Here is a 24,970-nt window from a genome sequence, read left to right as displayed (position 1 = left end):
GAGCGGGCTTGCCCCGCGATTCGGGCGCTGCCAGGTCAATGTTTCATGGTTGCCGTACGCGGGCAGACTTTGGTCTGGCCGGCTTCAGTGCGTCGGTTTCTCACCCCGCGTACGGCGGCCACCTACTTCGTGTGAAAGATCGAACTGGGCAGTGCTCCCAGTCAACCCCGCAGATCACTCGGCAGGAAGTCCCGCTCCGGCTCGTAATCCAGCTTCAGATACCCCGCCAGCTCGCGCAGGTCATCCGGGCTCAGGCTGCCGGCCTGCTGCTTGAGCCGCAGGCTGTCGACGATGTACGCATAGCGCGAGACGTTGTAGTCGCGCACCGCGTTGTACAGGTCGCGCTGCGCATCGAGGATATCGACGATGTTGCGGCTGCCCACCTCATACCCCGCCTCGGTGGCCCGCAACGAGCCCTGGCTGGAGACAATGCTCTGGCGTCGCGCCCGCACCTGCTCGACATCGCTGACCACCGCGCGGAAGGCGTTGCGCGAACCTTCCAGCACCTCGCGCTCGAGGCTGGTGCGGCCGTACTCGGTGCGCGCCAGCTCATGGGTGGCCTGGCGCACCCGCGCGCTGGTGCCACCGCCGCTGAACAGCGGCAGCTTCATCTGCACCATCACCGAGCTGTCGCGCTGGTTGCCGGGGCGCTGGCCGAAGTGCGCGCTGGAGTCCATCAGGTCGCTGTCGCCCTCGGCGTAGCCCATGGCCAGGTTGAAGGTCGGCAGGTGATCGGCCTTGCTGCTGCGCAGGGTCTGGCCGGCCTGGCTGACGGCGGCCTGGCTGGCGCGCAGGCGCAGGTTCTGCGCCATGGCCTGCTCGACCCAGGCGTCGGCGCGCTCGGGCACCGGCGCCTGCACCGGCAGGCTGTGGCGGATCCCGGCCAATGCCGGTTGCGCCTGGCCGGTCAGGCGCATCAGCGCCTGGTAGGCGTCTTCGCTGCGGCGCTGGCTGTCGATCAGGTTGGCGCTGGCGCGGTCGAAGCTGGCCTGGGCCGAGAGCATGTCGTTCTGGTCGGACAGGCCGGCGTCATAGCTCAGCCGGGTCTGCTGCAACTGGCGGTCGAAGGCGCGCAGCTCGGCCTTGGCGGTGGCCAGGTTGTCCTCGGCCAGCAGGGTGTCGAAGTAGCTGCTGGCGGTGTCGAGGATCAGCTGTTGCTGGAACGCCGAGAAGTCCAGTTCGGCCTGTTCGTTCTCGGACTGCGCGGCCTTGAAGTCGAACCAGCGGCTGAGGTCGAACAACGGCTGGTCGAGGCTCAGGCGGTACAGGCTGCCGCTGCGCTGCTCGACCTGGCGGCGGTCGCTGCGCACGTCGCCGGCCTCGGCATCCAGGGCCACCTGCGGCAGCAGGCGGGCGCGGGCCAGGGGCACGGCCTCGCGGCGGGCCAGGTAGTTCTCGCGGGCGGCGGCCATGTCGCTGTTGTGCTCGACCACCTGGGCGTACACCGACATCAGCGTCGCACGCTCGGCGGCAACGGCCTGGGCCAGGGGCGCCAGGAGCAGCAGGGGCAGAAGGGTCTTACGTAGCATGTCGTTTCTCTTAATTCGGGCCGGCCGCTCCCAGGGGCAGCCGATCACGGCTGCCACAGGGGAGGGCGGGCGAAGGGGTCAGGCCGGCTGGGTGTAGGCGGCCAGTTCCTGCAGGCGTGGGTCTTCGCTGGCGCGGTGGTCCTTGGCCAGCAGCGAGTACACGGTGGGCAGGATGAACAGGGTGAACAGCGTGCCGACCAGCATGCCGATGACGATCACCAGGCCCAGGCTGAAGCGGCTGTGGGCACCGGCGCCGCTGGCCAGCAACAGTGGGACCAGGCCCACCACCATGGCCGCGGTGGTCATCAGGATCGGCCGCAGGCGAATCTGCGCGGCGCGTTCGATGGCCGTGCGGCGGTCGAGCTGGTCGGCCTGCTGCAGCTCGTTGGCGAACTCGACCATGAGGATGCCGTGCTTGCTGATCAGGCCGACCAGGGTCACCAGGCCGATCTGCGTGTAGATGTTCACCGTGGCGTAGCCCAGGTACAGCGGGATCAGCGCGCCGCACACCGACATCGGCACGCTGACCAGGATCACCAGCGGGTCGCGCAGGCTTTCGAACTGCGCCGCCAGCACCAGGTAGATGACCAGGATGGCGAAGATGAACGTCACCACCAGGGCACTGCCTTCCTGGACGAACTGGCGGGCATCGGACAGCCAGTCATGGCTGAAGCCGGTGGGCAGGGCATTGGCTTGGGCGGCGAGGAACTGCACCGCGTCGCCGATGCTCACGCCCGGCGCCGGCACCGCTTGCAGGGTGGCGGAGTTGAGCTGGTTGAACTGGGTCAGCTTGTTGGGCTCGATCGACATGTCGAAGCTGACCAGGGTCGACAGCGGCACCTGGGCGCCGTTGGCGGCCTTGACGTACTGGCCGACCAGCATCTCCGCCGACAGGCGCTGGGCTCGCGCCACCTGCGGGATCACATCGTAGGAACGGCCGTCGAGGGCGAAGCGGTTGACGTAGTTCTCGCCCACCAGCACCGCCAGGGCGTCGCCGATGGCCTGCATGCTGATGCCCAGGTCGTTGGCCTTGCTGCGGTCGATGTTGATGTTGACCAGCGGGCTGTTGAAGTCCAGGTCGGAGTCGACCACGGCGAACAGGCCGCTGGCCATGGCCGCCTGCTTGATCTTGTCCATGGCGTCGAACACCACGCGGTGGTCCTGGGAGCTCTGGATCACCATCTGCACCGGCAGGCCGCCGGTGGAGCCGGGCAGCGGCGGCAGCTGGAAGGCGAAGATGGCCACGCCCTCGATCTCGCCGACGGCTTTCTGGATCTCGGCCTGCAGCTGGTCGGCGCTGCGCTGGCGTTTTTCCCAGGTGCTCAGGTTGGCGCCGCCGAACGCGGTGCGTGGGCCGTCGTTGCCGTTGACCACCCAGGTGATGTCGGTTTCCGGGAAGGTGGCGAACAGGCGGTCCATGCGGTGCGCGTACATCTCGGTGTAGTCGATGTTGGCGTACTGAGGGGCCTTGGCCACTGCCAGCACCTGGGCCTGGTCCTCGACCGGCGCCAGTTCGCGCTGGGCGCCGAGGTAGAGGATCGGCAGGCTGACGAACACCGCCGCGGCAATCGCCAGGGTCAGCCAGCGGTGGTGCAGGGACACGTCCAGCACACGCCCGTAACCCTTGCCCAGCCACTGGAAGAAGCGCTCGGCGCCACGGGCCATCGGCCCTTCGCTGGCCTGGCGGTTGAGCAGGAAGGCGCTCATCACCGGCGACAGGGTCAGCGCCACCACGCCGGACACCACCACGGCGCCGGCGAGGGTGAAGGCGAACTCCTTGAACAGCGCGCCGGTGAGCCCGCCCATCAGGCCGATGGGTGCGTACACCGCGGCCAGGGTCAGGGTCATGGCGATCACCGGGCCGGCGATCTCGCGGGCGCCGACCAGCGCCGCCTGCAAGGGCGACTTGCCTTCCTCGATATGGCGGTGGACGTTCTCCACCACGACGATGGCGTCGTCCACCACCAGGCCGATGGCCAGGACCATCGACAGCAAGGTCAGCAGGTTGATACTGAAACCGAACAGACTCATGATCGCCGCCGCGCCGATCAGCGACAGCGGGATGGTCACCAGCGGGATCAGCACGCTGCGCAGCGAGCCGAGGAACAGGAAGATCACCACGGCGACGATCACCACGGCCTCGACCAGGGTCTTGACCACCTCGTCGATGGACGCCTGGATGAAGCGCGCCACTTCGAACACGATGTTGGCGGTCATGCCCGGCGGCATGGTCTCGCGGATCTGCGGCATCATCTCCTGCACCGCGCCGACGATGGTCAGCGGATTGCCGGCGGGGGTGGCGTGCAGGCCGATGAACACCGCCGGCTCGCCGTCCATGATGCCGCTGGTGTCGTAGGAGGTGGCGCCGAGCTCGGCGGTGCCGATGTCGCTCAGGCGGATCAGCGTGTCGCCGTCGCGGCGCACCACCATCTGGCGGAACTGGTCGACGCTGGTCAGGTCGGTGTTGATGTTGATGTTGGCCGAGACGTACTGGCCCTTGGTCTGCCCGGGGGCGGCCTGGAAGTTGTTCTGGCGTATGGCCTCGGCCACGTCGCTGGCCGACAGGTTGCGCGCGGCCATGCGCGCCGGGTCCAGCCACAGGCGCATGGCCAGTTTCTGGCCGCCGAGGATCTGCGCCTCGGCGACGCCGTCGATGGCCGCCACGCGTGGCTGCACCACCCGCGAGATGTAGTCGGTGATCGCCGGCAGGCCGATGTCCTTGCTCGAGAAGCCGATGTAGATCACCGCCGTGCCTTCACCGGAGGACTTGGCCACCACCGAGTCGTAGGCGCCTTCGGGCAGGCGGTACTTGACCTGGTTGACGGCGGCCATGATCTCGGTGAGGGCCTTGTTGGAGTCGGCGTTGAGCTTCAGGCGCACGCTGATGACGCTCTTGCCCTGGGTCGAGGTCGAGCTCAGGTAGTCGACACCGTCGACCGAGGCCACGGCTTGCGAGATGGGCTGGGTGACGAAGCCCTGCATCAGCTGCGAGCGGGCGCCGGGGTATTCGGTGGTGATGGTGATGGTCGCGCTTTCCAGCTGCGGGTACTGGCGGATCGGCAGGTTCAGCAGCGCCAGCAGGCCAAGCATGACGATCATCGCGCAGACCACCAGGGTCAGTACCGGGCGGCGGATGAACAGGTCGGTGAATTTCATGGTGCTACAGGTCCTTTTCAGTGGCACGCAAACCCATTACTGCTGGGCCAGGTCCGGCTTGCGCGTGGTGCTGGCGGCCAGGGTGTCGTCGGTGACCCGCACCGGCATGCCATTGCTCAGGCGGATCTGCCCGGACACCACCACGCGGTCGCCCGGTGTCAGCGCGTCGAGCACCACTACACGGTCGTCGCGGCGGGCGCCGAGCTTGACGAACACCTGCTCCACGCGCAGCGCGCCGTCCTTCTCGCGCAGCACGTACAGCGAGTTGCCGTAGGCGCTGTAGCTGATCGCCGTTTCCGGCACGCTGAGCACGTCGGCGTGGCTCGGCAGCTCGATGCTGACGTTGGCGAACATGCCCGGCTTGAGTTGCTGGCCGGGGTTGTCGAGGGTCGCTTGCACCTGCATGGAGCGGGCACCCGGATCGATCTGCGGCTCCAGGGTGGTGACCGCGGCGACAAAGCGCTGCTGCGGCCAGGCGTCGACCTTGAGGGTGATGGCCTGGCCCGCTTGCAGGGCGGCGGCGGACTGCTCGGGCAGCGGGAAGTTGACATGCAGGCGCGACAGCTCGGTGAGGGTCACCAGGCTGTCGCCGGGGCTGACGTACTGGCCGAGGTTGACCTTGCGAATGCCCAGCACGCCGGCGAATGGGGCGCGGATGGTCTTCTGCGCGATCTGCGCCTGGACCTGGGCGATCTCGCCAAGCAACTGGTCGTAGTTGGCCTGGGCCTGGTCGAGCTGGGCCTGGGTGGAGGCCAGCGGCAGCACCTTGCGCGTGCGCTCCAGGGCCAGCTTGGCGTTCTTGGCCTGGGCCTGCAGCTTGGCCAGCTCGCCGCGCTCGGGCGCGTCGTTGAGCTTGACCAGCACTTGGCCGGCGGCCACGGCCTTGCCGGCGGTGAACTCCAGCGCGGTGATGCGCCCGCCGACTTCCGGCGAGACATTGACCTGGTGCACGGCCTCCAGGGTTCCGACGGCGCTGAGCACCTGCGGCATGGGGCCGGACTGCACCCGGGCGACCGCCACCGGGGTGGCGTTGGCCTGGGCGGCGGGGGCGTCGTTGGCCATCACCGCCGGGGCGGGCAGCAGGGCCATGGCCAGTAGCGACAGCGAGGTGCCGGCGGCGATCCAGTAGCGATTGTTCATTGTGCGGCTCCTTGTGCCTGGTTCTGGTTGGCACGGACCTGGATGAAGGTCTGGCGCAGTTGCTCGAGGCTCAGGGCGCCGGGGACCAGGTAGCGGCCATCGATCACCAGGCTGGGTACCGAGCTGATGCCCAGGCGGCGGCCCAGGGCCAGCTCTTCGTCGAGCATTTGCGGGGCCTGTTGGTCGAATGCCGTGGCGAAGGCCTGCGGGTCGAAGCCGGCCTCGGTGGCGACCGCCAGCACGGTGGCGCGGTCGCCAATGTTGCGGGCCTGCACCAGGTGGGCTTCCTGCAGGCGGTCGAACATACGCTCGTGGCCTTCGTTGCCGCCCAGCGCCTTGGCGGTCTGGCAGGCGAGGCCGGCGAGCAGGCCGGTGGGGTATTCGAAGTCCTGCTGGCGCATGGCTTCGATGTTGATGCGCTTGACGTCCTCGGCGCGCGAGCACGACAGCCAGTGGCTGAGGATGGTTTCCTTGGCCTTGGGCATCGAGCCGAAGCGCTCGACCATCGCCTCGCGGCTGGTCTGCAGGATGAAGCTGCGGTGCTGGATGTCCAGGTTGAGTTCGTCCTGCAGCTGCTTGAGGCGCGGGGCGAGGACGAAGCACCAGCCGCAGACGACATCGTGGAAGAATTCGACTTTCAGGGGTGACATGGCAGTGATCCGGTTTCAGGGAGGGATGGCCGCACTATCCACAGCGCCCCGGCAAGAAAAAAGCGACAAAAGTGCCGCAAACCCTCTCATCCCCTTCATCGATGGCCGCCCGGCCCGGCCGCGAGCAGGTAGAATGGCGCTTTTGCCTGACCGTAGCCGACATGAGCCCAGCCATCGCCACCCTTGAGCAGCACCTGCTCGCCGCCCTCGATCCCGCCCCCCAGGAGACCCGCCGCCTGTTCCATGGTCGTGGCCGCTGCTGGCCGGGGCTCGAGCAGATCACCGTCGACTGGCTCGATGGCGTGCTGCTGGTGGCGCTGTTCCGCGAGCCGCCCGAGGGCCAGCTGGCAGAGCTTGAAGCCATGCTGATGGCGCTGGCCGAACGCCCGCAGTGGACCGGCCAGGCCATCCTGCTGCAGCACCGCTACCTGCCGGACAGCCCCGGCCAGTGGTTGTGGGGCGCGCCGTGCCAGCAGCGCGAGGTGGTCGAGGATGGCCTGAAGTACCTGCTCGACCTGGGCGTGCGCCAGAACAACGGCCTGTTTCTCGACATGCGCTATGGCCGACGCTGGGTGCGCGAGCAGGCGGCCGGCAAGCGCGTGCTCAACCTGTTCGCCTACACCTGCGGTTTTTCGGTGGCGGCGATCGCTGGCGGCGCCGAGCAGGTGGTCAACCTGGACATGGCCAAGTCGGCGCTGTCCCGGGGCCGCGACAACCACCGGCTCAACGGCCATGACGCCTCGCGGGTGGCGTACCTGGGGCATGAGCTGTTCAAGTCGTGGGGCAAGGTGCGCAAGTACGGGCCGTACGACCTGATCATCATCGACCCGCCGACCTTCCAGCGCGGCAGCTTCGTGCTGACCCAGGACTACGCCAAGATCCTCCGGCGTTTGCCGGAGTTGTTGACTGAAGGCGGCACGGTGCTGGCCTGCGTCAACGACCCGGGGATCGGACCGCAGTTTCTCATCGAGGGGATGGCCGAGCAGGCGCCGGGGCTGGCGTTTGTCGAGCGGCTGGAGAATCCGCCGGAGTTTCCGGATGCGGATCCGGAGGGTGGCCTCAAAGCCCTGGTGTTCTGCCAGCAGGCCTGAGGCAGGACTCCTGTAGGAGCGGGCTTGTCCCGCGATGGCGTCAGACCAGGCAACATCATTGCTTGGGCTGACGCCATCGCGGGACAAGCCCGCTCCTACAGGGGGCGTTGGTTACTTGTTCGTATAGATCTGATCGAACACACCACCATCATTGAAGTGGGTCTTCTGCACGGTGCGCCAGTCGCCGAAGGTCTTCTCCACCGACAGGAAGTCGACTTTCGGGAAGCGGTCGGTGTACTTGGCCAGTACGGTGGCGTCACGCGGGCGCAGGTAGTTGTTCGCGGCGATCTCCTGAGCCTCTGGCGACCACAGGTACTTCAGGTATTCCTCGGCCACGGCCTGGGTGCCTTTCTTGGCTACCACCTTGTCCACCACGCTCACCGGCGGCTCGGCCTCGGCCGACACGCTTGGATAGATCACCTCGAACTGGTCGCGGCCGAACTCGCGGGCGATCATCTCGGCCTCGTTCTCGAAGGTCACCAGCACGTCGCCGATCTGGTTGGTCATGAAAGTGGTGGTGGCGGCGCGGCCACCGGTGTCCAGTACCGGCGCCTGCTTGAACAGCTTGCCGACGAAGTCGCGGGCCTTGGTTTCGTCACCGCCCTGCTTGAGCACGTAGCCCCAGGCCGAGAGGTAGGTGTAGCGGCCGTTACCCGAGGTCTTGGGGTTGGGCACGATCACCTGCACGCCGTCCTTGAGCAGGTCCGGCCAGTCCTTCAGCGCCTTGGGGTTGCCCTTGCGCACGATGAACACGGTGGCAGAGGTGAACGGCGCGCTGTTGTTCGGCAGGCGGCTCACCCAGTTGTCCGGCACCAGCTTGCCGTTGTCGGCCAGGGCGTTGATGTCGGTGGCCATGTTCATGGTGATCACATCGGCCGGCAGGCCATCGATCACCGCGCGCGCCTGCTTGCTCGAGCCGCCGAAGGACATCTGCACATTGACCTTCTCCTTGTGCTCGGCCTCCCAGTGCTTCTGGAACGCCGGGTTGTAGTCCTTGTAGAAGTCACGCATCACGTCGTAGGAGACGTTGAGCAGGGTCGGGGCGGCCTGGGCGAGGTTGCCCAGGGCCAGGCCCGCGGCGAGCAGCGAGGCGCTGAAGAGTTTTTTCACTGGGGCATTCCTTGTTCTGGTTCAAAGGGTTGGCGATTTGCCAGCGACTATAGCGGGTGGCTTTGCGTGGGTTAAAGAACAAAACGGTCTTTGGTTATGTCGTTGTCAGTGCCGGCCTCTTCGCGGGTAAACCCGCTCCCACAGGTACTCAGCAGCCCTTGAACACTGCGAAATCCCTGTGGGAGCGGGATTACCCGCGAAAGGGCCAGCACAGTCAGCCTCACTGCTTGGGAAACAACGCATTGCCACACCGCGAACAGAACGCCGCGCCATGCTCGTGGTGATGCTTGGCGCAGGTCGGGCAGTCATGCTGCAACTGCTCACCGCGCAGGGCATTGGCCAATTCGGCGGTGAAGATGCCGGTGGGCACGGCAATGATCGAGTAACCGGTGATCATCACCAGCGACGACAGCACCTGCCCCAGCGGCGTCTTCGGCACGATATCGCCGAAGCCTACCGTGGTCAGGGTGACGATGGCCCAGTAGATGCCCTTGGGAATGCTGGTAAAGCCGTGCTCCGGCCCTTCGATCACATACATCAGCGTGCCAAACACCGTGACCAGGGTCGACACGCTGACCAGGAACACGATGATCTTCTGCTTGCTGCCCTGCAGCGCCGCCAGCAGGTAGTGGGCCTGCTTCAGGTAGGGGCTGAGCTTGAGCACGCGGAAGATCCGCAGCATGCGGATCACCCGGATCATCAGCAGGTACTGGGCGTCGCTGTAGTACAGGGCGATGATCCCGGGCACGATCGCCAGCAGGTCGACCAGCCCGTAGAAGCTGAAGGCATAGCGCAGCGGCTTGGGCGAGCAGTACAGGCGGGTGATGTATTCGGCGAGGAAGATCGCCGTGAAGCCCCACTCGATACCGGCCAGCAGCCCGGCGTAGTTCTGGTGAACATCGTCGATGCTGTCGAGGATCACCGTGACCAGGCTGGCGAGGATGATCAGCAGGAGGATCTTGTCGAAGCGTCTTCCAGCGACCGTGTCGGTCTGGAAGACGATGACGTAGAGCCGCTCGCGCAGGCTCGAAGGGTTGTCCATGGGCGCGTTCCATTGTGCGAATGGGCAGAGCCTAGGGGCTGTGTTTCAGCTGTGCAAGCGAGGCGCGTTACGGCGCTGGTTGACCTGGGCCAGGTGGTTGCCCAGGTGCATCAGCCAGCAGGCGGTGACGAACGGCGCGGTCAGCCCGGCGATCGGCAGCAGGTTGAACAGAGGTTGCAGCACCAGGGCGCAGGCGATGGCGAGCAAGGTCACCCAAGGCTTCTCACCCTGGCGGCTGAAGGCCAGCGCGGCCAGTGCCGCATTGAAACCGTACAGCCCCAGCCAGGCCCCTTGTGCCTCGCCCGCCAGCAGCGCGACACCGCCACCGATGGCCGAGCCGATCAGCGCCCAGGTGGCGGCATAGGGGTTGGCGAAGTACATGCCGATGACGATCAGCAGGCCGGCCATGGGCTTGTCGAGCAGGAAGATCTGCCCCACGCCGCGCAGCAGGGCATATACAGGGTCTGCCTCGACAAAGCTGCTGATCGAGGGCTTGGCCAGCAGCAGGGTGGCCCAACCCAGCAGCACGAAGGGCGCGGTATAGGCGACCAGCAGCTTGCCGCCACGCTTGCGCCACTGGTGGGTGAGCATGCTCGACAGGCCGCCGGCGGCAATGATCAGTGGCGGCAGGATCGCCGACCAAGGCAGCACGGCGCTGATCAGGATGCCGATCAGCACGCCGTTGTAGCAGTACAGCCCGGCCTGGCGATCGGCGCGGTCGTAGCCGCGGCGCTGGGCGGTGAGCAGGCCGGCCAGGGCGCCGAGCAGGGCGCCGCCGACCAGGTTCGGCGCGGTCAGCAGGATGGCCAGCAGGCAGCACAGGCCACACAGGGGATTGCGCAGCAGCAGCACCTGGCTGAAGCCGTTGAGCAAGGCCGTGGCCCAGTCGGGGCACGGGTTGACGAAATTCTTGGTGTACATGGGCAGTCGGTAAGGTGGGTGGGGGAGCGGTGGGCCTCTTTGGGCCTCGGTTTTCCGCGGGTTCGGTGCATCGGGAGGGCTTTGCCCTCCTTTCGCGGCACAAGGCCGCTCCTACAAGGGATTGCGGTCTCCTGTAGGAGCGGCCTTGTGCCGCGAAAGGGGCGCAGGGCGCCCCAGGCGATCTCAAACCAAGGTCTCGATCCGCAAGGTGTTAGTCGAACCCGGCTTGCCGAAAGGCACACCGGCGGTGATCAGCAGCGTGTCGCCACGGCTGGCCATGCCTTGCGCCTGGGCGATTTCCAGCGCCGTGGAGACCACCTCGTCGACCTGGCGCAGGCGGTCGTTGACCACCGAATGCACGCCCCAGGCCACGCTCAGGCGGCGTGCGGTGTTGAGGTTCGGCGTCAGGTTGAGGATCGGCGCCCGTGGCCGCTCGCGGGCGGCGCGCAGGGTCGAGGCCCCCGACTCGCTGTAGTTGACCAGCACCGCCACCGGCAGGATGCCGCTGATGCGACGGATCGCGCAGCTGATGGCGTCCGACACCGTGGCCTCGGCCTTGGGCCGGCCGACGTCGAGCTGGGCCTGGTAGTCCGGGCCGTTTTCCACCTGGCGGATGATCTTGCTCATCATCTGCACCGCTTCCAGCGGGTAGTCGCCCGAGGCGGTCTCGGCCGACAGCATCACAGCATCCGCGCCTTCGGCCACGGCGTTGGCCACGTCGGTGACTTCGGCGCGGGTCGGGGCCGGGGAGAAGCGCATCGATTCGAGCATCTGGGTTGCCACCACCACTGGCTTGCCCAGCTGGCGGCAGGTGCCGATGATGCCTTTCTGGATCTGCGGCACGCTCTCGGCCGGCACTTCCACGCCCAGGTCGCCACGGGCGACCATGATCGCGTCGGACAGCTCGGCGATGGCCTGCAACTGCTCGACCGCTGAGGGCTTCTCGATCTTGGCCATCAGGTAGGCGCGGTCACCGATCAGCTGGCGCGCCTCGACGATGTCTTCGGGGCGCTGGACGAACGACAGCGCCACCCAGTCCACGCCAAGCTCCAGGCCGAAGGCCAGGTCGCGGCGGTCCTTCTCGGTCAGCGGGGAGAGGTCAAGCACCGCCTGGGGCACGTTGACGCCCTTGCGGTCGGACAGCTCGCCACCGGCCAGCACTTCGGTGTCGATGGCGTCGCCGTGCTTGGCGGTGACGCGCAGGCGCAGCTTGCCGTCGTCCAGCAGCAGGTCCATGCCCGGCTCCAGCGCGGCGATGATTTCCGGGTGCGGCAGGTTGACCCGGCGGCTGTCGCCCGGGGTTTTGTCCAGGTCCAGGCGCAGGGCCTGGCCGCGTTGCAGTTGGACCTTGCCGTCGGCGAAACGGCCGACGCGCAGCTTCGGCCCCTGCAGGTCCATGAGGATGCCCAGCGGATAGTTGAGCTGCTGCTCGACTTCGCGGATCCACTGGTAGCGCAGGGCGTGGTCGGCGTGTTCGCCGTGGCTGAAGTTGAGGCGGAAGATATTTACCCCGGCCTCGACCAGCTGGCGTATGTCATCGATGCCTTTGATCGCAGGCCCGAGGGTGGCGAGGATTTTGACTTTTTTATCAGGCGTCATGATTGCGGAGTCTCGAGGATCAGGATGGCACGGAAGTCGTTGACGTTGGTGCGGGTCGGCTCGGTGACGATCAGCGCGTCGAGGGCGGCGAAGTAGCCATAGCCGTTGTTGTTGTCCAGCTCATCGCTGGCCGACAGGCCCAGGGCCTCGGCGCGAGCGAAGCTGTCCGGGGTCATGAAGGCGCCGGCGTTGTCCTCGGAGCCATCGATGCCGTCGGTGTCGCCGGCCAGGGCGTACACGCCGGGCAGGCCCTTGAGGCTTTCGGTGAGGCTGAGCAGGAACTCGGCGTTGCGCCCGCCACGGCCGTTGCCGCGCACGGTGACGGTGGTCTCGCCGCCGGAGAGGATCACGCAGGGTGCCTTGAGCGGCTGGCCGTGCAGGACGATCTGCCGGGCGATGCCGGCATGCACCTTGGCCACTTCGCGCGACTCGCCCTCCAGGTCGCCGAGGATCAACGGGCTGAATCCGGCCTGGCGGGCTTTCACCGCGGCGGCCTCCAGCGACTGCTGGGGCCTGGCGATCAGCTGGAAGTGGCTGCGGGCCAGGGCCGGGTCATCGGCCTTGACGGTCTCGGAGGCCGGGTTGTTGAGCCAGTCGATGACGGCCTTGGGCGCGTCGATGTCGTAGCGCTTGATGATCGCCAGGGCGTCGGCCGAGGTGCTCGGATCGGCCACGGTGGGGCCGGAGGCGATGACCGTGGCGAGGTCGCCGGGCACATCGGAAATCGCGTAGGTGTAGACGGTGGCCGGCCAGCAGGCCTTGGCCAGGCGGCCGCCCTTGATCGCCGAGAGGTGCTTGCGCACGCAGTTCATCTCGCCGATGGTGGCGCCGGATTTCAGCAGGGCCTTGTTGATCTGCTGTTTGTCGGCCAGGGTCAGGCCTTCGGCGGGCAGGGCCAGCAGGGCCGAGCCGCCGCCGGACAGCAGGAAGATGACGCGGTCGTCTTCGCTCAGGTTGCTGACCAGGTCGAGCACCCGCTTGGCCACGGCCAGGCCGGCGGCATCGGGGACCGGGTGGGCGGCTTCGACCACCTCGATTTTCTGGCAGCTGGCGCCATGGCCATAGCGGGTGACCACCAGGCCGGAGACTTCGCCGTGCCAGCTTTTCTCGACCACTTCGGCCATGGCCGCGGCGGCCTTGCCGGCGCCGATGACGATGACCCGGCCGCTGCGGTCGGCGGGCAGGTGAGGTTCGAGGACCTGGCGGGGGTGGGCGGCGGCGATGGCTGTGTCGAACAGTTCGCGCAGGAGTTTTTGTGGATCGACCGACATGGCAGGCTCCCAGATTCTTGTTGTTCTGCAAAATCGAAAACGCCCCTGGAACTGCCTCCGTGCAGGCCGAACCAGGGGCGGGTGTTGCTCGGTTTCACCTGATGGGCCTGGGGTTGCAGGTTCATCGGTGTTGGCTTCTTCGCGGGGCAAGCCCGCTCCTACACGGACCACGCATTTCTGTAGGAGCGGGCTTGCCCCGCGAAGAGGCCGGTACAGGCTTACTTGTCGTCGCGGATCGAGAAGTTGGCCATGTGCTCCAGGCCCTTGATCAGCGCCGAGTGGTCCCAGTTGCCGCCGCCCAGCGCCACGCAGGTGCTGAACACTTGCTGGGCGTTGGAGGTGTTGGGCAGGTTGATGCCCAGCTCCTTGGCGCCTTGCAGGGCCAGGTTCAGGTCCTTCTGGTGCAGGTTGATGCGGAAGCCCGGATCGAAGGTGCCCTTGATCATGCGCTCGGCGTGTACTTCAAGGATCTTCGACGAGGCGAAGCCGCCCATCAGCGCTTCACGCACCTTGGCCGGGTCGGCGCCGTTCTTGGCGGCGAACAGCAGCGCTTCGCCAACGGCCTGGATGTTCAGGGCGACGATGATCTGGTTGGCCACCTTGGCGGTCTGGCCGTCGCCGTTGCCGCCGACGCGGGTGATGTTCTTGCCCATGGCTTCGAACAGCGGCAGGGCGCGCTCGAAGGCTTTCGGGCAGCCGCCGACCATGATGCTCAGGGTCGCGGCCTTGGCGCCGACTTCGCCGCCGGACACTGGGGCGTCCAGGTAGGCGGCGCCAGTGGCCTTGATCTTCTCGGCGAAGGCCTTGGTGGCGGTGGGGGAGATCGAGCTCATGTCGATCACCACCTTGTTCGGGCCGACGCCTTCGGCGACGCCGTTCTCACCGAACAGGACGCTTTCGACCTGCGGGGTGTCCGGGACCATGACGATGATGAACTCGGCTTCCTGGGCCACTTCCTTCGGGTTGGCCAGGGCCACGGCGCCGGCGGCGATCAGGTCGGCCGGTGCGGCGTCGTGGTGGGTGGAAACGAAGATGCTGTGACCTGCCTTTTGCAGGTTCTGGGCCATGGGCTTGCCCATGATGCCGGTGCCGAGGAAACCGATTTTAGCCATGAGAGTTCTGCCTCTTTGTATTTGTATGAACAGGCGGCCAGGCCCCTGTAGGAGCGGCCTTGTGCCGCGAAAGGGGCGCGTAGCGGCCCCACGATCTCAATCACGCCGGTAGATTGCCGGGGCTGCTGCGCAGCCCTTTCGCGGCACAAGGCCGCTCCTACAAGGGGCCGGCGTGTGTCTCAAATTGCGTTGTGGGTCTTGAGCCAGCCCAGGCCGGCCTCGGTGGTGGTCTTGGGCTTGTACTCCGCGCCCACCCAGCCCTGGTAGCCGATGCGGTCCAGGTGCTCGAACAGGAAGCGGTAGTTGATCTCGCCGGTGCCCGGCTCGTGGCGGCCCGGGTTGTCGGCCAGCTGCACGTGGTTGATCAGCTTCAGGTTGGTTTCCAGGGTGCGAGCCAGGTCACCTTCCATGATCTGCATGTGATAGATGTCGTACTGCAGGAACAGGTTGTCGCTGCCCACCTCGGCCTGGATTTCCAGGGCCTGCTTCGTGGTGTTCAGGTAGAAGCCCGGGATATCGCGGGTGTTGATCATTTCCATGACCAGGCGGATCCCGGCGCCCTTGAGCTTGTCGGCGGCGTAGCGCAGGTTGTCGACGAAGGTCTTGCGCACGGTGGCGCAGTCCAGGCCTTCGGGGCGAATGCCGGCCAAGGCATTGACCTGAGTGTTGCCCAGCACCTTGGCGTACTCGATGGCCTTGTCGACGCCAGCGCGGAATTCTTCGACGCGGTCGGGGTGGCAGGTGATGCCGCGCTCACCTTTCGACCAATCGCCCGCAGGAAGGTTGAACAGCACCTGGGTCAGGCCGTGGGCGTCAAGCTGCTGCTTGATCTCGGCGGCGCTGAAATCGTACGGGAAGAGGTATTCGACGCCGCTGAAACCAGCGTCGGCGGCGGCCTTGAAGCGGGCCAGGAAGTCCTGTTCGGTGAACAGCATGGACAGGTTGGCGGCGAAGCGAGGCATAAGTCGTCTCCTTGCGTTGAAGACCCCCGCGCAATGCGCGGGGGCGTCAGGCGATCAGTCCAGCAGCGAGATGGCGGTTGGCGCGTCGTTGCCGACCAGGGCGAGGTCTTCGAATTCGTTGACCGCGTTGATCTCGGTGCCCATGGAAATGTTGGTCACGCGCTCGAGAATCACTTCGACCACCACCGGCACGCGGAACTCTTCGGCCATCTTCTGCGCCTTGAGCAGGGCAGGGGCGATGTCGGCCGGTTCGAACACGCGCAGGGCCTTGCAGCCCAGGCCTTCGACCACGGCGACGTGATCGACACCATAGGTGGCGGCGTCGGTGGAATTGATGTTCTCGAAGGCCAGTTGTACACAGTAATCCATGTCGAAGCCACGCTGGGCCTGGCGGATTAGGCCGAGGTAGGCGTTGTTCACCAGCACGTGGACGTACGGCAGGTTGAACTGCGCGCCTACCGCCAGCTCTTCGATCATGAACTGGAAGTCGTAGTCACCGGACAGCGCGACGACCTTGCGCTTCGGGTCGGCCTTGACCACGCCGAGGGCGGCAGGGATGGTCCAGCCCAGCGGGCCGGCCTGGCCGCAGTTGATCCAGTGGCGTGGCTTGTACACGTGCAGGAACTGTGCGCCGGCGATCTGCGAAAGACCAATGGTGCTGACGTAGCAGGTGTCCTTGCCGAATACCTGGTTCATCTCTTCGTACACGCGCTGCGGCTTGACCGGCACATTGTCGAAGTGGGTCTTGCGCTGCAGGGTGGCCTTGCGCTGCTGGCAGTCTTCCAGCCAGGCTTTGCGGCACTTGAGTTTGCCGGCGGCTTTCCACTCGCGGGCCACTTCCAGGAACACATCCAGCGCCTTGCCGGCATCGGAAACGATACCCAGGTCAGGGGTGAACACGCGGCCGATCTGGGTTGGCTCGATGTCCACGTGCACGAACTTGCGGCCTTCGGTGTAGACGTCGACGGAGCCGGTGTGGCGGTTGGCCCAGCGGTTGCCGATACCGAACACCAGGTCGGACTTGAGCATGGTCGCGTTGCCGTAGCGGTGCGAGGTCTGCAGACCGACCATGCCGACCATCAGTTCGTGGTCGTCCGGAATGGTGCCCCAGCCCATCAGGGTTGGCACTACCGGCACGCCGGTCAGTTCGGCGAACTCGACCAGTTTGTCGCTGGCGTCGGCGTTGATGATGCCGCCGCCGGCTACCAGCAGCGGGCGCTCGGCGTCATTGAGCAGGGCGAGGGCTTTCTCGGCCTGGACGCGGGTGGCGGCTGGCTTGTTGATCGCCAGTGGCTCGTAGGCGTCGATGTCGAACTCGATCTCGGCCATCTGCACGTCGAACGGCAGGTCGATCAGCACCGGGCCTGGGCGGCCGGTACGCATTTCGTAGAAGGCCTTCTGGAAGGCGTAGGGCACCTGGCCCGGCTCCAGGACGGTGGTCGCCCACTTGGTCACCGGCTTGACGATACTGGTGATGTCGACGGCCTGGAAGTCTTCCTTGTGCAGGCGCGCGCGCGGGGCCTGCCCGGTGATGCAGAGGATCGGGATGGAGTCGGCCGAGGCGCTGTACAGGCCGGTGACCATGTCGGTGCCGGCAGGGCCGGAGGTGCCGATGCATACACCGATGTTGCCCGGGTTGGCGCGAGTGTAGCCCTCGGCCATGTGCGAGGCACCTTCGACGTGGCGAGCGAGGACGTGATCGATGCCACCGACTTTCTTCAGGGCCGAATACAGCGGGTTGATGGCAGCCCCCGGAATGCCGAACGCGGTATCTACACCTTCACGGCGCATGACCAGAACGGCTGCATCGATTGCTCTCATTTTGCTCATGGTTTGTGCCTCATCGATTTTGTAATTGTATACAACTTGTGTTGCGGCAGAGTGTATTCATGCTCGGCGCAAAAGGTCAATCCATTTTCGTCGGCGGCGTTGACTGAGCGGTCATTGGGCGATGAGGCGGCATTTCGTCGCACTTGGCAAGATTGATTCAAATAATTGTATACAAAGCGTGTCTTCGTTGTGTTCTATTCTGTCTACTGGTTTTCAACTGCCCTCAGGGCTTCTCACAACAAGAAGAGGACCTTTTCATGAACGCATTGACCCTCAAAGATGCTGTCGGCGTGGTGAACGCCGCGCTGGCCGCGGGCCGCAAGATCAACGCCGCGCCGCTGACCGTGGCGGTGTTGGACGCCGGCGGGCACCTGCTGGCGCTGCAGCGCGAGGATGGCGCCACCCTGCTGCGTCCGCAGGTGGCCATCGGCAAGGCCTGGGGTGCGGTGGCCCTGGGCAAGGGCTCGCGCCTGCTGGCGCTGGATTCGCAGCAGCGGCCGGCGTTCTATGCCGCGCTGAACGGGCTGGGCGAGCGGCCGGTGGTGCCGGTACCGGGCGGGGTGCTGATCCGTGATCGGGACGGCAAGGTGCTGGGGGCTGTCGGGATCAGCGGGGATACGTCGGATATCGACGAGCAGTGCGCGATCAGTGCGATCGAAGAGGTGGGGCTGACGGCCGATGCTGGAGTGGCAGCTTAAGGCTCAAGGTGTCGGGGCCGCCTTGCGGCCCATTCGCGGCACAAGGCCGCTCCTACAAGGGATAGCGGTCTCCTGTAGGAGCGGCCTTGTGCCGCGATGGGCTGCGTAGCAGCCCCGTTGGCTCGGTCAGGCCGCCTCGGGCTCGCAGCCCTTCAATACCAGGCGGATGATGGTCTCCGCCGCCGCGTCATAGTCGCTGTCGGCCAGCTTGGCCTTGCCGGTCACCACGGCGATCTGCCAGTCGAAATCCGCGTAGGTCTGCGTCGCCGCCCAGATGCTGAACATCAGGTGGTGCGGATCGACGTGGGCGATCTGGCCACGCTCGATCCAGCGCTGGATGCACTCGATGTTGTGCCGGGCCTGCTCGTTGAGCTGCTCGACCTGGCGCGGCGACAGGTGCGGCGCGCCATGCATGATCTCGCTGGCGAACACCTTGGAGGCGTGGGGCAGGTCGCGGGAGATGCGGATCTTCGAGCGGATGTACGAACTGAGCACCTCTTTCGGATCACCGTCGGCGTTGAACGGCGTCGAGGCCTGCATGATTGGCGCGATGATGCTCTCGAGCACCTCGCGGTAGAGGTTTTCCTTCGACTTGAAGTAGTAATACACGTTCGGCTTGGGCAGGCCGGCCTTGGCCGCGATATCGCTGGTCTTGGTGGCGGCGAAGCCCTTGTCGGCGAATTCTTCACTGGCCGCGCGCAGGATCAGTTCCTTGTTGCGCTCGCGAATGGTGCTCATTGTCGGGGATCGTCCTCGTGTCTGGCCGCCTCAAAGAGGGATCGGGCATGGTAGCACCGGCGCAGATGAGCGCTCAAGGCAGCCGCTTTCGGCTAGAATCGCAGCCTTTGAACCCCTCTGGATAAAGAACATGGCAGGAAGCAGTCTACTGGTACTGATCGACGACATCGCCACGGTGCTCGACGATGTCTCGGTGATGACCAAGGTCGCGGCAAAGAAGACTGCGGGGGTGCTGGGCGACGACCTGGCGCTCAACGCCCAGCAGGTCACCGGGGTACGCGCCGAGCGCGAGATCCCGGTGGTGTGGGCGGTGGCCAAGGGCTCGCTGGTGAACAAGGCGATCCTGGTGCCGGCGGCGCTGTTGATCAGTGCCTTCATTCCCTGGGCGGTGATTCCGCTGCTGATGGTCGGCGGCGCCTACCTGTGCTTCGAGGGCTTCGAGAAGCTGGCGCACAAGTTCCTGCACAGCAAGTCCGAGGACGACGCGCAGCACGAGGCGCGCAAGGCGGCCGTGGCCGACGAGCAGGTCGACCTGGTGTCGTTCGAGAAGAGCAAGATCAAGGGCGCGGTGCGCACCGATTTCATACTCTCTGCCGAGATCATCGCCATCACCCTGGGCACCGTGGCCGATGCGCCGCTGAGCCAGCAGATCATCGTGCTGTCGGGCATCGCGCTGGTCATGACCATTGGCGTCTATGGCCTGGTGGCAGGCATCGTCAAGCTCGATGACCTGGGGCTGTGGATGACCAAGAAAGCCTCGGCGCTGAGCCAGGCGGTGGGCAACGGCATCCTGCGCGCCGCGCCGTACATGATGAAGAGCCTGTCGGTGATCGGCACCGCGGCGATGTTCCTGGTCGGCGGCGGCATCCTGGTGCACGGCATCGCGCCGCTGCATCACGCCATCGAGGCGTTCAGCGAAGGGCGGGGCGGGGCGTTGACCGGGGCATTGCTCAATGGTGTGGCGGGGGTGATTGCGGGGGCGGTGGTGCTGCTGGTGGTGAGCGTCGTTGGCAAGCTGTGGCAGGCGGTAAAACCGGCAAACTGAGGCGCTTACCTGTAGGAGCGGCCTTGTGCCGCGAAAGGGCCGCGAAGCGGCCCCAGGTTCTCGGCATCATGCAAAATCGCCGGGGCCGCTGCGCAGCCCTTTCGCGGCACAAGGCCGCTCCTACAGGTTATGCACTGGCATCAGATCAGAAGTGAACCTTGACCAGGAAGCTCATGGTGTTCTGATCGGTGGTAAAGGCATCGCTGTCCTTGATGCCGTACTTGTTCTTCCAGTAGTCGTACTCGATACCCACGTACAACTGCTTCTCGCCCAGGTGCAGCGCCTTGCCCAGGTCGTACTTGACCTGCGGGTTGAAGTGCAGGTTCGCCTGATAGGTGCCGCGACGGTTCTCGTCGTTGTCGACCACCCAATCCATGAAACCGTCGATCAGGATGTCGGACGAGCCCACGGGGATGGTGTAGGACCAGACCGGGGTGATCTGCCAGACATTGTCGCCCGCACGGCTGCCGTCGGTGGTGCGCTGGTAGAAGTTCAGCTGGAAGTAGTCGAAGCCGGGGATGGCCAGGTCGAAGCCGGGGCCGATCAGGTAGGACTCGGTGTCACCCTCGCCGAACTCGTAGGTCATGGCCAGGAGCACGTCTTTCACCGGGCCGAACTCAATCTTCTGGTCGAAGATCTTGCCGAACGACAGGCGCGGGCTGAACTCGCCGTAGTAGGTGTTGGGGCCGTTGCTGGCGTCCTTCTTGCCCTGGTAGAAGATCTTGTCGAAGAAGAAGAAGTTGTCGCCGTACTTCCACGCATCGGCGTGCTCGAAGGTGACGGTCTGCTGGATCTCGGGGTTGACCTTGAAGTTCTTGCCCCACAGGTAGGTCAGGCTGTTGTTCTGCCATTGCAGCAGGTCGCCGGCTTGGCTGGCGCCGCAGGCCAGCAGGCCACCGGCGAGGATCAGGCTATTGATGGTACGCATTGCGAGTGTCGCTCCCTTGATTGGATCTGTTGTCAGCGCTCGGGCGCTGTTCTTGTCTTTTGGGTCAGCTTTTTTCAATTGGCCACAGCTGTTTGGCAAGAGCTGCGCCAACTTTTCCACGTTGGGCACAACCATCCTGCTCGACGTCTTTCTGAACGGATGAAATGGGTATTTCACGCTGGCAACACGTTGGCCAACCGCCCGGAAACATTGACTGAGCGGTCAGCAAACGCGGGCGGGATCCTTCCCGCCCCGATCGAGGGGGCGCGCAGATTACTCACTTGCGCGCCGGGCCTCAAGTGCTCCGTCCTGGAGCACAGTGGTGCAAATTTGGGCGTTCGGTCAGTTTTTCAGAAATGCACCTTCACCAGGGCGCTGGCCACGCTCTGGTTGCTGTCGACGTTGCCGCGGCTGTCGATGCCGTACTTGTCCTTCCAGTAGCTGTATTCGAAGCCGACATAGAGCTGCTTGGCGCCCAGGTTCAGGGCCTTGCCCAGGTCGTACTTGACCTGCGGGTTGAACTGCAGGTTGGCGTGGTAGGTGCCGCGACGGGTCTGGTCGTTGTCGACCACCCAGTCGATATAGCCGTCGATCAGGATGTCGGACTTACCCACCGGGATGGTGTACGACCAGGCCGGGGTGATCTGCCAGACGTTGTCGCCGGGGCGGCTGCCTTCGGTGTTGCGCAGGTAGAAGTTCAGGGTGAAGTAGTTGAAGCCGGGCACGTTCAGGTCGAAGCCGGGGCCGATCAGGTAGGCCTCGTTGTCGCCTTCGCCACGTTCGTAGGTCATGGCCAGCAGCACATCCTTGATCGGCCCGAAGGCCAGGTTGCGCTCGAAGATCTTGCCGAACGACAGGCGCGGGCTGAACTCGCCGTAGTAGGTGGTCACGCCTTTGCCGGGGTCGGCCTTGCCGTTGTAGAAGATCTTGTCGACGAACAGGAAGGTGTCGCCGTACTTCCACTTGTTGGCATGTTCGAAGGTGATGGTCTGCTGGATGTCGGGGTTGACCTTGAAGTCCTTGCCGTACAGGTAGGACAGGCTTTCGCCGTGCCATTGCAGCCATTCGCCGGCGTGGGCGGGGAGGGTGGCCAGCAGGCTGCTGCCCAGCAGGACGGACGTGGTGATGCGCTTCATGTTGTGATTCCCGGACTTATTGTTTTTATGTGGGTGTTGCCTTCTCGCGGGGCAAGCCCGCTCCCACGTGCGGGCGTGTATCCAGCGTGGGAGCGGGCTTGCCCCGCGATAGGGGACTTCAGTGCTGATGACAGGCGTCGTTATGCGCGGCGCGGTCGGCGCCGCCGAGGATGTTGAACAGCAGGTTCAGCACCAGGGCGCTGAGGGTGGCCATGGCGATGCCGCTGTGGGTGATGGGCTCCATCCACTGTGGCATCTGTGCGAAGAACTCCGGCCGCACCACCGGGATCAGGCCGAAGCCGACGCTGACCGCGACCAGCAGCTGGTTGCGCCGGTCGGCGATGTCCGCTTCCTGGAGGATCTTGATCCCGGTGGCGGTGACCATGCCGAACATGGCGATGGACGCGCCGCCCAGTACCGCGGGCGGGATCGAGGCGATCAGGAAGGCCGCCTTGGGCAGCAGGCTAAGTAGGATCAGCAGGGCGCCAGCCATCACCGTGACGTAGCGGCAGCGAACCCCGGTCATCTGCACCAGGCCGATGTTCTGGGCGAACGAGGAGTGGGTGAAGGTGTTGAAGAACCCGGCGATGAACGACGCGCCGGCATCGCACAGCAGGCCGCGACGCAGCATGCCGGGCGTGACTTCGCGGTCGGTCACCTTGCCCAGGGCGAGGAACATCCCCGTGGACTCGACGAAGATGATCACCACCACCAGGCACATCGACAGGATCGGCGCCAGGCTGAAGGTCGGCATGCCGAAGTGCAGGGGGGTGACCACCTGCAGCCACGGCGCCTCGCTCAGGCCCGACAGGTCGACCATGCCGATGGAGCCGGCGAGCACGTAGCCCAGGCCCATGCCCACCAGTACCGACACATTGACCCAGAAACCGCGCATGAAGCGGTTGATCAGCAGGATCACCGCCAGCACCAGGCCGGCGACCATCAGGTAGATCGGCGCGCCGAAGGCTTGCGCCTCATGGCCGCCGCCGGCCCAGTTGACCGCCACCGGGAACAGCGACAGGCCGATGGAGGTGATGACCGTGCCGGTCACCAGCGGCGGGAAGAAACGCACGACCTTGGACATGAACGGCGCGATCAGCATGCCGAAGAAGCCGGCGGCGATGGTCGCGCCGAAGATCCCCTGCAGGCCGACGCCAGGCATGCCGGCCATGGCCACCATGCTGCCGACCGCGGCGAAGCTGGCGCCCATCATGACAGGCATGCGGATGCCCACGGGGCCGATACCGAAGGATTGGATGATGGTGGCAACGCCGGCGACCAGCAGGTCGGCGTTGATCAGGAAGGCGACTTCTTCGCGGGACAGGCCCGCCGCCTGGCCGATGATCAGCGGCACCGCGATGGCGCCCCCGTACATCAGCAGAACGTGTTGCAGACCCACCAGGATCAGCTGGAACAAGGGCAGGGGCTGTCGTGGCGGCGCAACAGGGATGTACGCCTTGGGTGACTCGGACATGCAGCACCTCGAGTTTTGTTTTTATTCTCGGATCCAAGCGGGCGGCTTCAGGCGGAAGATTCCCGCCTGAAGTCGAACGCTCGATGCTTGCTTGTTGCGTAAACCTTGAAACAGAGGCCGGGTCTGCCGGCCTCTTCGCGGCGCAAGGCCGCTCCTACAGTCTTTGCACGCCGTGTCGGTCAGTTGACCTGCGCGCCTTTGGCGATCCAGTCGCCGACCAGCTTGCGTTCTTCAACGGTCATCTGGGTGATGTTGCCCAGCGGCATGATCTGGCTGGCGACGGCCTGCGCCTGGATGCGCGCGGCCTGGGCCTGGATCTGCTGCGGGGTGTCGAACATCACGCCGCCAGGGGCGGCGCTGAACAGCGGGCTGGTCGGCTTGGCCGAGTGGCACACAGTGCAGCGTTCCTGGATGACGGTGTGGATCTTGTCGAAGCTGCCGGTGGCCGCCTGGGCCGTGGCCTGGGCAGGCTCTGCGGCCGGTGCCTGGGCAGGCTTGGCGGCCTCCTCGGCGCGCAGCTCGGCGGCGGTCTTGCCACCCACGGCAGTGGCCGGCAACGGCTGGTACTCGACCTTGGCGGCGGCTTGTTCCGGGGCGGTCGGCAGCGGCTTGGGACCGGTCACGTAGGCCAGGCAGATCATCGCCAGGGCGCCGACGGGCAGGGTCCAGGCGTACTTGTTGCTGTCGTGGCGGGTGTTGAAGTAGTGACGGATCAGTACCGCGGCCACCGCGATCCCGGCCAGGATCAGCCAGTTGTACTGGCTGCCGTAGGTGCTCGGGAAGTGGTTGCTGATCATGATGAACAGCACCGGCAGGGTGAAGTAGTTGTTGTGACGCGAGCGCAGCAGGCCCTTGGCCGGCAGTACCGGGTCGGGGGTCTGGTTGTTCTCGATCGCCGCCACCAGCTGGCGCTGGGCCGGCATGATGATGCGGAACACGTTGCCGACCATGATGGTGCCGATGATCGCACCGGTGTGCAGGTAGGCGCCACGGCCGCTGAACACCAGGCTGAAGCCCCAGCAGGCGGCGATGATCAGCACGAACAGCACGCCGCCCAGCAGGGCCGGTTGCTTGCCCAGGGGCGAGTCGCACAGGAAGTCGTAGATGAACCAGCCGGCAACCAGCGAACCGATCCCGATGGCCACGCCTTCGGCACCGCTCAGGGTGCTGCCGGGCGCCAGCAGGTAGAGGCTCGGGTTCCAGTAGAACACCACGCACAGCAAGGCGATCCCGGACATCCAGGTGAAGTAGGCTTCCCATTTGAACCAGTGCAGGTTCTCGGGCATTTTCGGCGGCGCGAGCTTGTATTTCTCCAGGTGGTAGATACCACCACCGTGAATGGCCCAGAGGTCACCCGACAACCCATCGCGCGGGTTGCTTCGATTCAGGTGGTTCTCCAGCCAGACAAAGTAGAACGATGCACCGATCCAGGCCACGCCGGTGATCATGTGAACCCAGCGAATGCTCAGGTTCAGCCATTCGTGAAGGTGTGCTTCCACAGTATGTACCTCTCGCCAGTCACCCTATCGATGACCGAC

Annotated in this window: 20 protein-coding genes; 3 read left to right on the top strand and 17 right to left on the bottom strand. The window is 65.5% G+C overall.

From position 1 onward, the window contains the following. Positions 1 to 161: 161 nt before the first annotated feature. The 4 genes from NMG10_RS02905 to NMG10_RS02890 all read right to left on the bottom strand — a co-directional run bounded on the left by NMG10_RS02905 (position 162) and on the right by NMG10_RS02890 (position 6,475). Positions 162 to 1,529 (bottom strand): TolC family outer membrane protein, encoded by a 1,368-nt coding sequence (locus tag NMG10_RS02905; protein WP_254463811.1) that lies wholly within the window; start codon positions 1,527 to 1,529, stop codon positions 162 to 164. 78 nt (positions 1,530 to 1,607) lie between these two features. Next, a complete protein-coding gene (locus NMG10_RS02900) occupies positions 1,608 to 4,685 on the bottom strand; it encodes a MexW/MexI family multidrug efflux RND transporter permease subunit (protein ID WP_203651721.1) in 3,078 nt (1,025 codons plus the stop codon). A gap of 36 nt (positions 4,686 to 4,721) precedes the next feature. Beyond that, positions 4,722 to 5,825 carry an efflux RND transporter periplasmic adaptor subunit gene (locus tag NMG10_RS02895; protein WP_232856566.1) on the bottom strand — a complete coding sequence of 368 codons (1,104 nt, stop codon included), beginning with the start codon at positions 5,823 to 5,825 and terminating at the stop codon, positions 4,722 to 4,724. Beyond that, on the bottom strand, positions 5,822 to 6,475 hold the full coding sequence (locus NMG10_RS02890) for a DsbA family protein (protein ID WP_203651723.1): 654 nt from the start codon (positions 6,473 to 6,475) through the stop codon (positions 5,822 to 5,824). Before NMG10_RS02890 ends, NMG10_RS02895 begins: the two co-directional genes overlap by 4 nt. A 161-nt stretch (positions 6,476 to 6,636) precedes the next feature. Here NMG10_RS02890 and NMG10_RS02885 point away from each other — a divergent pair, with 161 nt between their 5' ends. Then, complete coding sequence (locus NMG10_RS02885; RefSeq protein ID WP_254463810.1) at positions 6,637 to 7,566, top strand: class I SAM-dependent methyltransferase; 930 nt, start codon at positions 6,637 to 6,639, stop codon at positions 7,564 to 7,566. A 111-nt stretch (positions 7,567 to 7,677) separates the two neighbouring features. Here the strand turns inward: NMG10_RS02885 and NMG10_RS02880 are convergent, their stop codons facing one another. From NMG10_RS02880 to gcl, 8 genes are all read right to left on the bottom strand, one after another. Beyond that, on the bottom strand, positions 7,678 to 8,676 hold the full coding sequence (locus NMG10_RS02880) for a sulfate ABC transporter substrate-binding protein (RefSeq protein WP_028692830.1): 999 nt from the start codon (positions 8,674 to 8,676) through the stop codon (positions 7,678 to 7,680). Positions 8,677 to 8,896: 220 nt separating this feature from the next. After that, positions 8,897 to 9,718: an ion transporter gene (locus NMG10_RS02875; RefSeq protein WP_203651729.1), complete on the bottom strand. Its 822-nt coding sequence runs from the start codon at positions 9,716 to 9,718 to the stop codon at positions 8,897 to 8,899. A gap of 45 nt (positions 9,719 to 9,763) precedes the next feature. Further along, a complete protein-coding gene (locus NMG10_RS02870) occupies positions 9,764 to 10,639 on the bottom strand; it encodes an urea transporter (RefSeq protein ID WP_254463809.1) in 876 nt (291 codons plus the stop codon). Between the two features lie 183 nt (positions 10,640 to 10,822). Next, positions 10,823 to 12,238 carry a pyruvate kinase gene (pyk, locus tag NMG10_RS02865; RefSeq protein ID WP_232856782.1) on the bottom strand — a complete coding sequence of 472 codons (1,416 nt, stop codon included), beginning with the start codon at positions 12,236 to 12,238 and terminating at the stop codon, positions 10,823 to 10,825. Beyond that, positions 12,235 to 13,509 (bottom strand): glycerate kinase, encoded by a 1,275-nt coding sequence (locus NMG10_RS02860; RefSeq protein WP_254463808.1) that lies wholly within the window; start codon positions 13,507 to 13,509, stop codon positions 12,235 to 12,237. Before NMG10_RS02860 ends, pyk begins: the two co-directional genes overlap by 4 nt. A gap of 218 nt (positions 13,510 to 13,727) precedes the next feature. After that, entirely contained in the window at positions 13,728 to 14,621 is an 894-nt protein-coding gene (locus NMG10_RS02855) for a 2-hydroxy-3-oxopropionate reductase (RefSeq protein ID WP_232856780.1), read from the bottom strand. A gap of 179 nt (positions 14,622 to 14,800) precedes the next feature. Beyond that, positions 14,801 to 15,583 (bottom strand): hydroxypyruvate isomerase, encoded by a 783-nt coding sequence (gene hyi, locus NMG10_RS02850; RefSeq protein ID WP_186715579.1) that lies wholly within the window; start codon positions 15,581 to 15,583, stop codon positions 14,801 to 14,803. A gap of 54 nt (positions 15,584 to 15,637) precedes the next feature. Further along, positions 15,638 to 17,413 carry a glyoxylate carboligase gene (gene gcl / locus NMG10_RS02845; RefSeq protein ID WP_254463807.1) on the bottom strand — a complete coding sequence of 592 codons (1,776 nt, stop codon included), beginning with the start codon at positions 17,411 to 17,413 and terminating at the stop codon, positions 15,638 to 15,640. 257 nt (positions 17,414 to 17,670) lie between these two features. On the opposite strand from gcl, the gene NMG10_RS02840 reads away from it, so the two are divergent. After that, positions 17,671 to 18,111: a heme-binding protein gene (locus NMG10_RS02840; RefSeq protein ID WP_028692837.1), complete on the top strand. Its 441-nt coding sequence runs from the start codon at positions 17,671 to 17,673 to the stop codon at positions 18,109 to 18,111. A gap of 126 nt (positions 18,112 to 18,237) precedes the next feature. Here the strand turns inward: NMG10_RS02840 and NMG10_RS02835 are convergent, their stop codons facing one another. Then, positions 18,238 to 18,849 carry a TetR/AcrR family transcriptional regulator gene (locus NMG10_RS02835; RefSeq protein WP_102684647.1) on the bottom strand — a complete coding sequence of 204 codons (612 nt, stop codon included), beginning with the start codon at positions 18,847 to 18,849 and terminating at the stop codon, positions 18,238 to 18,240. 130 nt (positions 18,850 to 18,979) lie between these two features. Between NMG10_RS02835 and NMG10_RS02830 the strand changes: the two genes are divergently transcribed. Then, positions 18,980 to 19,894, top strand: coding sequence for a DUF808 domain-containing protein (locus NMG10_RS02830; RefSeq protein ID WP_254463806.1), 915 nt, complete (start codon positions 18,980 to 18,982; stop codon positions 19,892 to 19,894). A 145-nt stretch (positions 19,895 to 20,039) separates the two neighbouring features. Here the strand turns inward: NMG10_RS02830 and NMG10_RS02825 are convergent, their stop codons facing one another. The 4 genes from NMG10_RS02825 to NMG10_RS02810 form a co-directional block, all read right to left on the bottom strand. Next, positions 20,040 to 20,822 carry an outer membrane protein OmpK gene (locus NMG10_RS02825; RefSeq protein ID WP_254463805.1) on the bottom strand — a complete coding sequence of 261 codons (783 nt, stop codon included), beginning with the start codon at positions 20,820 to 20,822 and terminating at the stop codon, positions 20,040 to 20,042. Positions 20,823 to 21,172: 350 nt separating this feature from the next. Then, positions 21,173 to 21,958 carry an outer membrane protein OmpK gene (locus NMG10_RS02820; protein ID WP_186715585.1) on the bottom strand — a complete coding sequence of 262 codons (786 nt, stop codon included), beginning with the start codon at positions 21,956 to 21,958 and terminating at the stop codon, positions 21,173 to 21,175. A 118-nt stretch (positions 21,959 to 22,076) separates the two neighbouring features. Then, entirely contained in the window at positions 22,077 to 23,432 is a 1,356-nt protein-coding gene (locus NMG10_RS02815; RefSeq protein ID WP_028692843.1) for a nucleobase:cation symporter-2 family protein, read from the bottom strand. 179 nt (positions 23,433 to 23,611) lie between these two features. Then, positions 23,612 to 24,931: a urate hydroxylase PuuD gene (locus NMG10_RS02810; protein WP_186715589.1), complete on the bottom strand. Its 1,320-nt coding sequence runs from the start codon at positions 24,929 to 24,931 to the stop codon at positions 23,612 to 23,614. Between the last annotated feature and the right edge of the window lie 39 nt (positions 24,932 to 24,970).

Source organism: Pseudomonas sp. DVZ6, assembly GCF_024259445.1.
In the GTDB taxonomy this organism is placed as follows: Bacteria; Pseudomonadota; Gammaproteobacteria; order Pseudomonadales; family Pseudomonadaceae; genus Aquipseudomonas; species Aquipseudomonas peradeniyensis.
The sequence above is the reverse complement of the archived record's forward strand: the minus strand, read 5'-3'. Positions and strand labels throughout refer to the sequence as shown.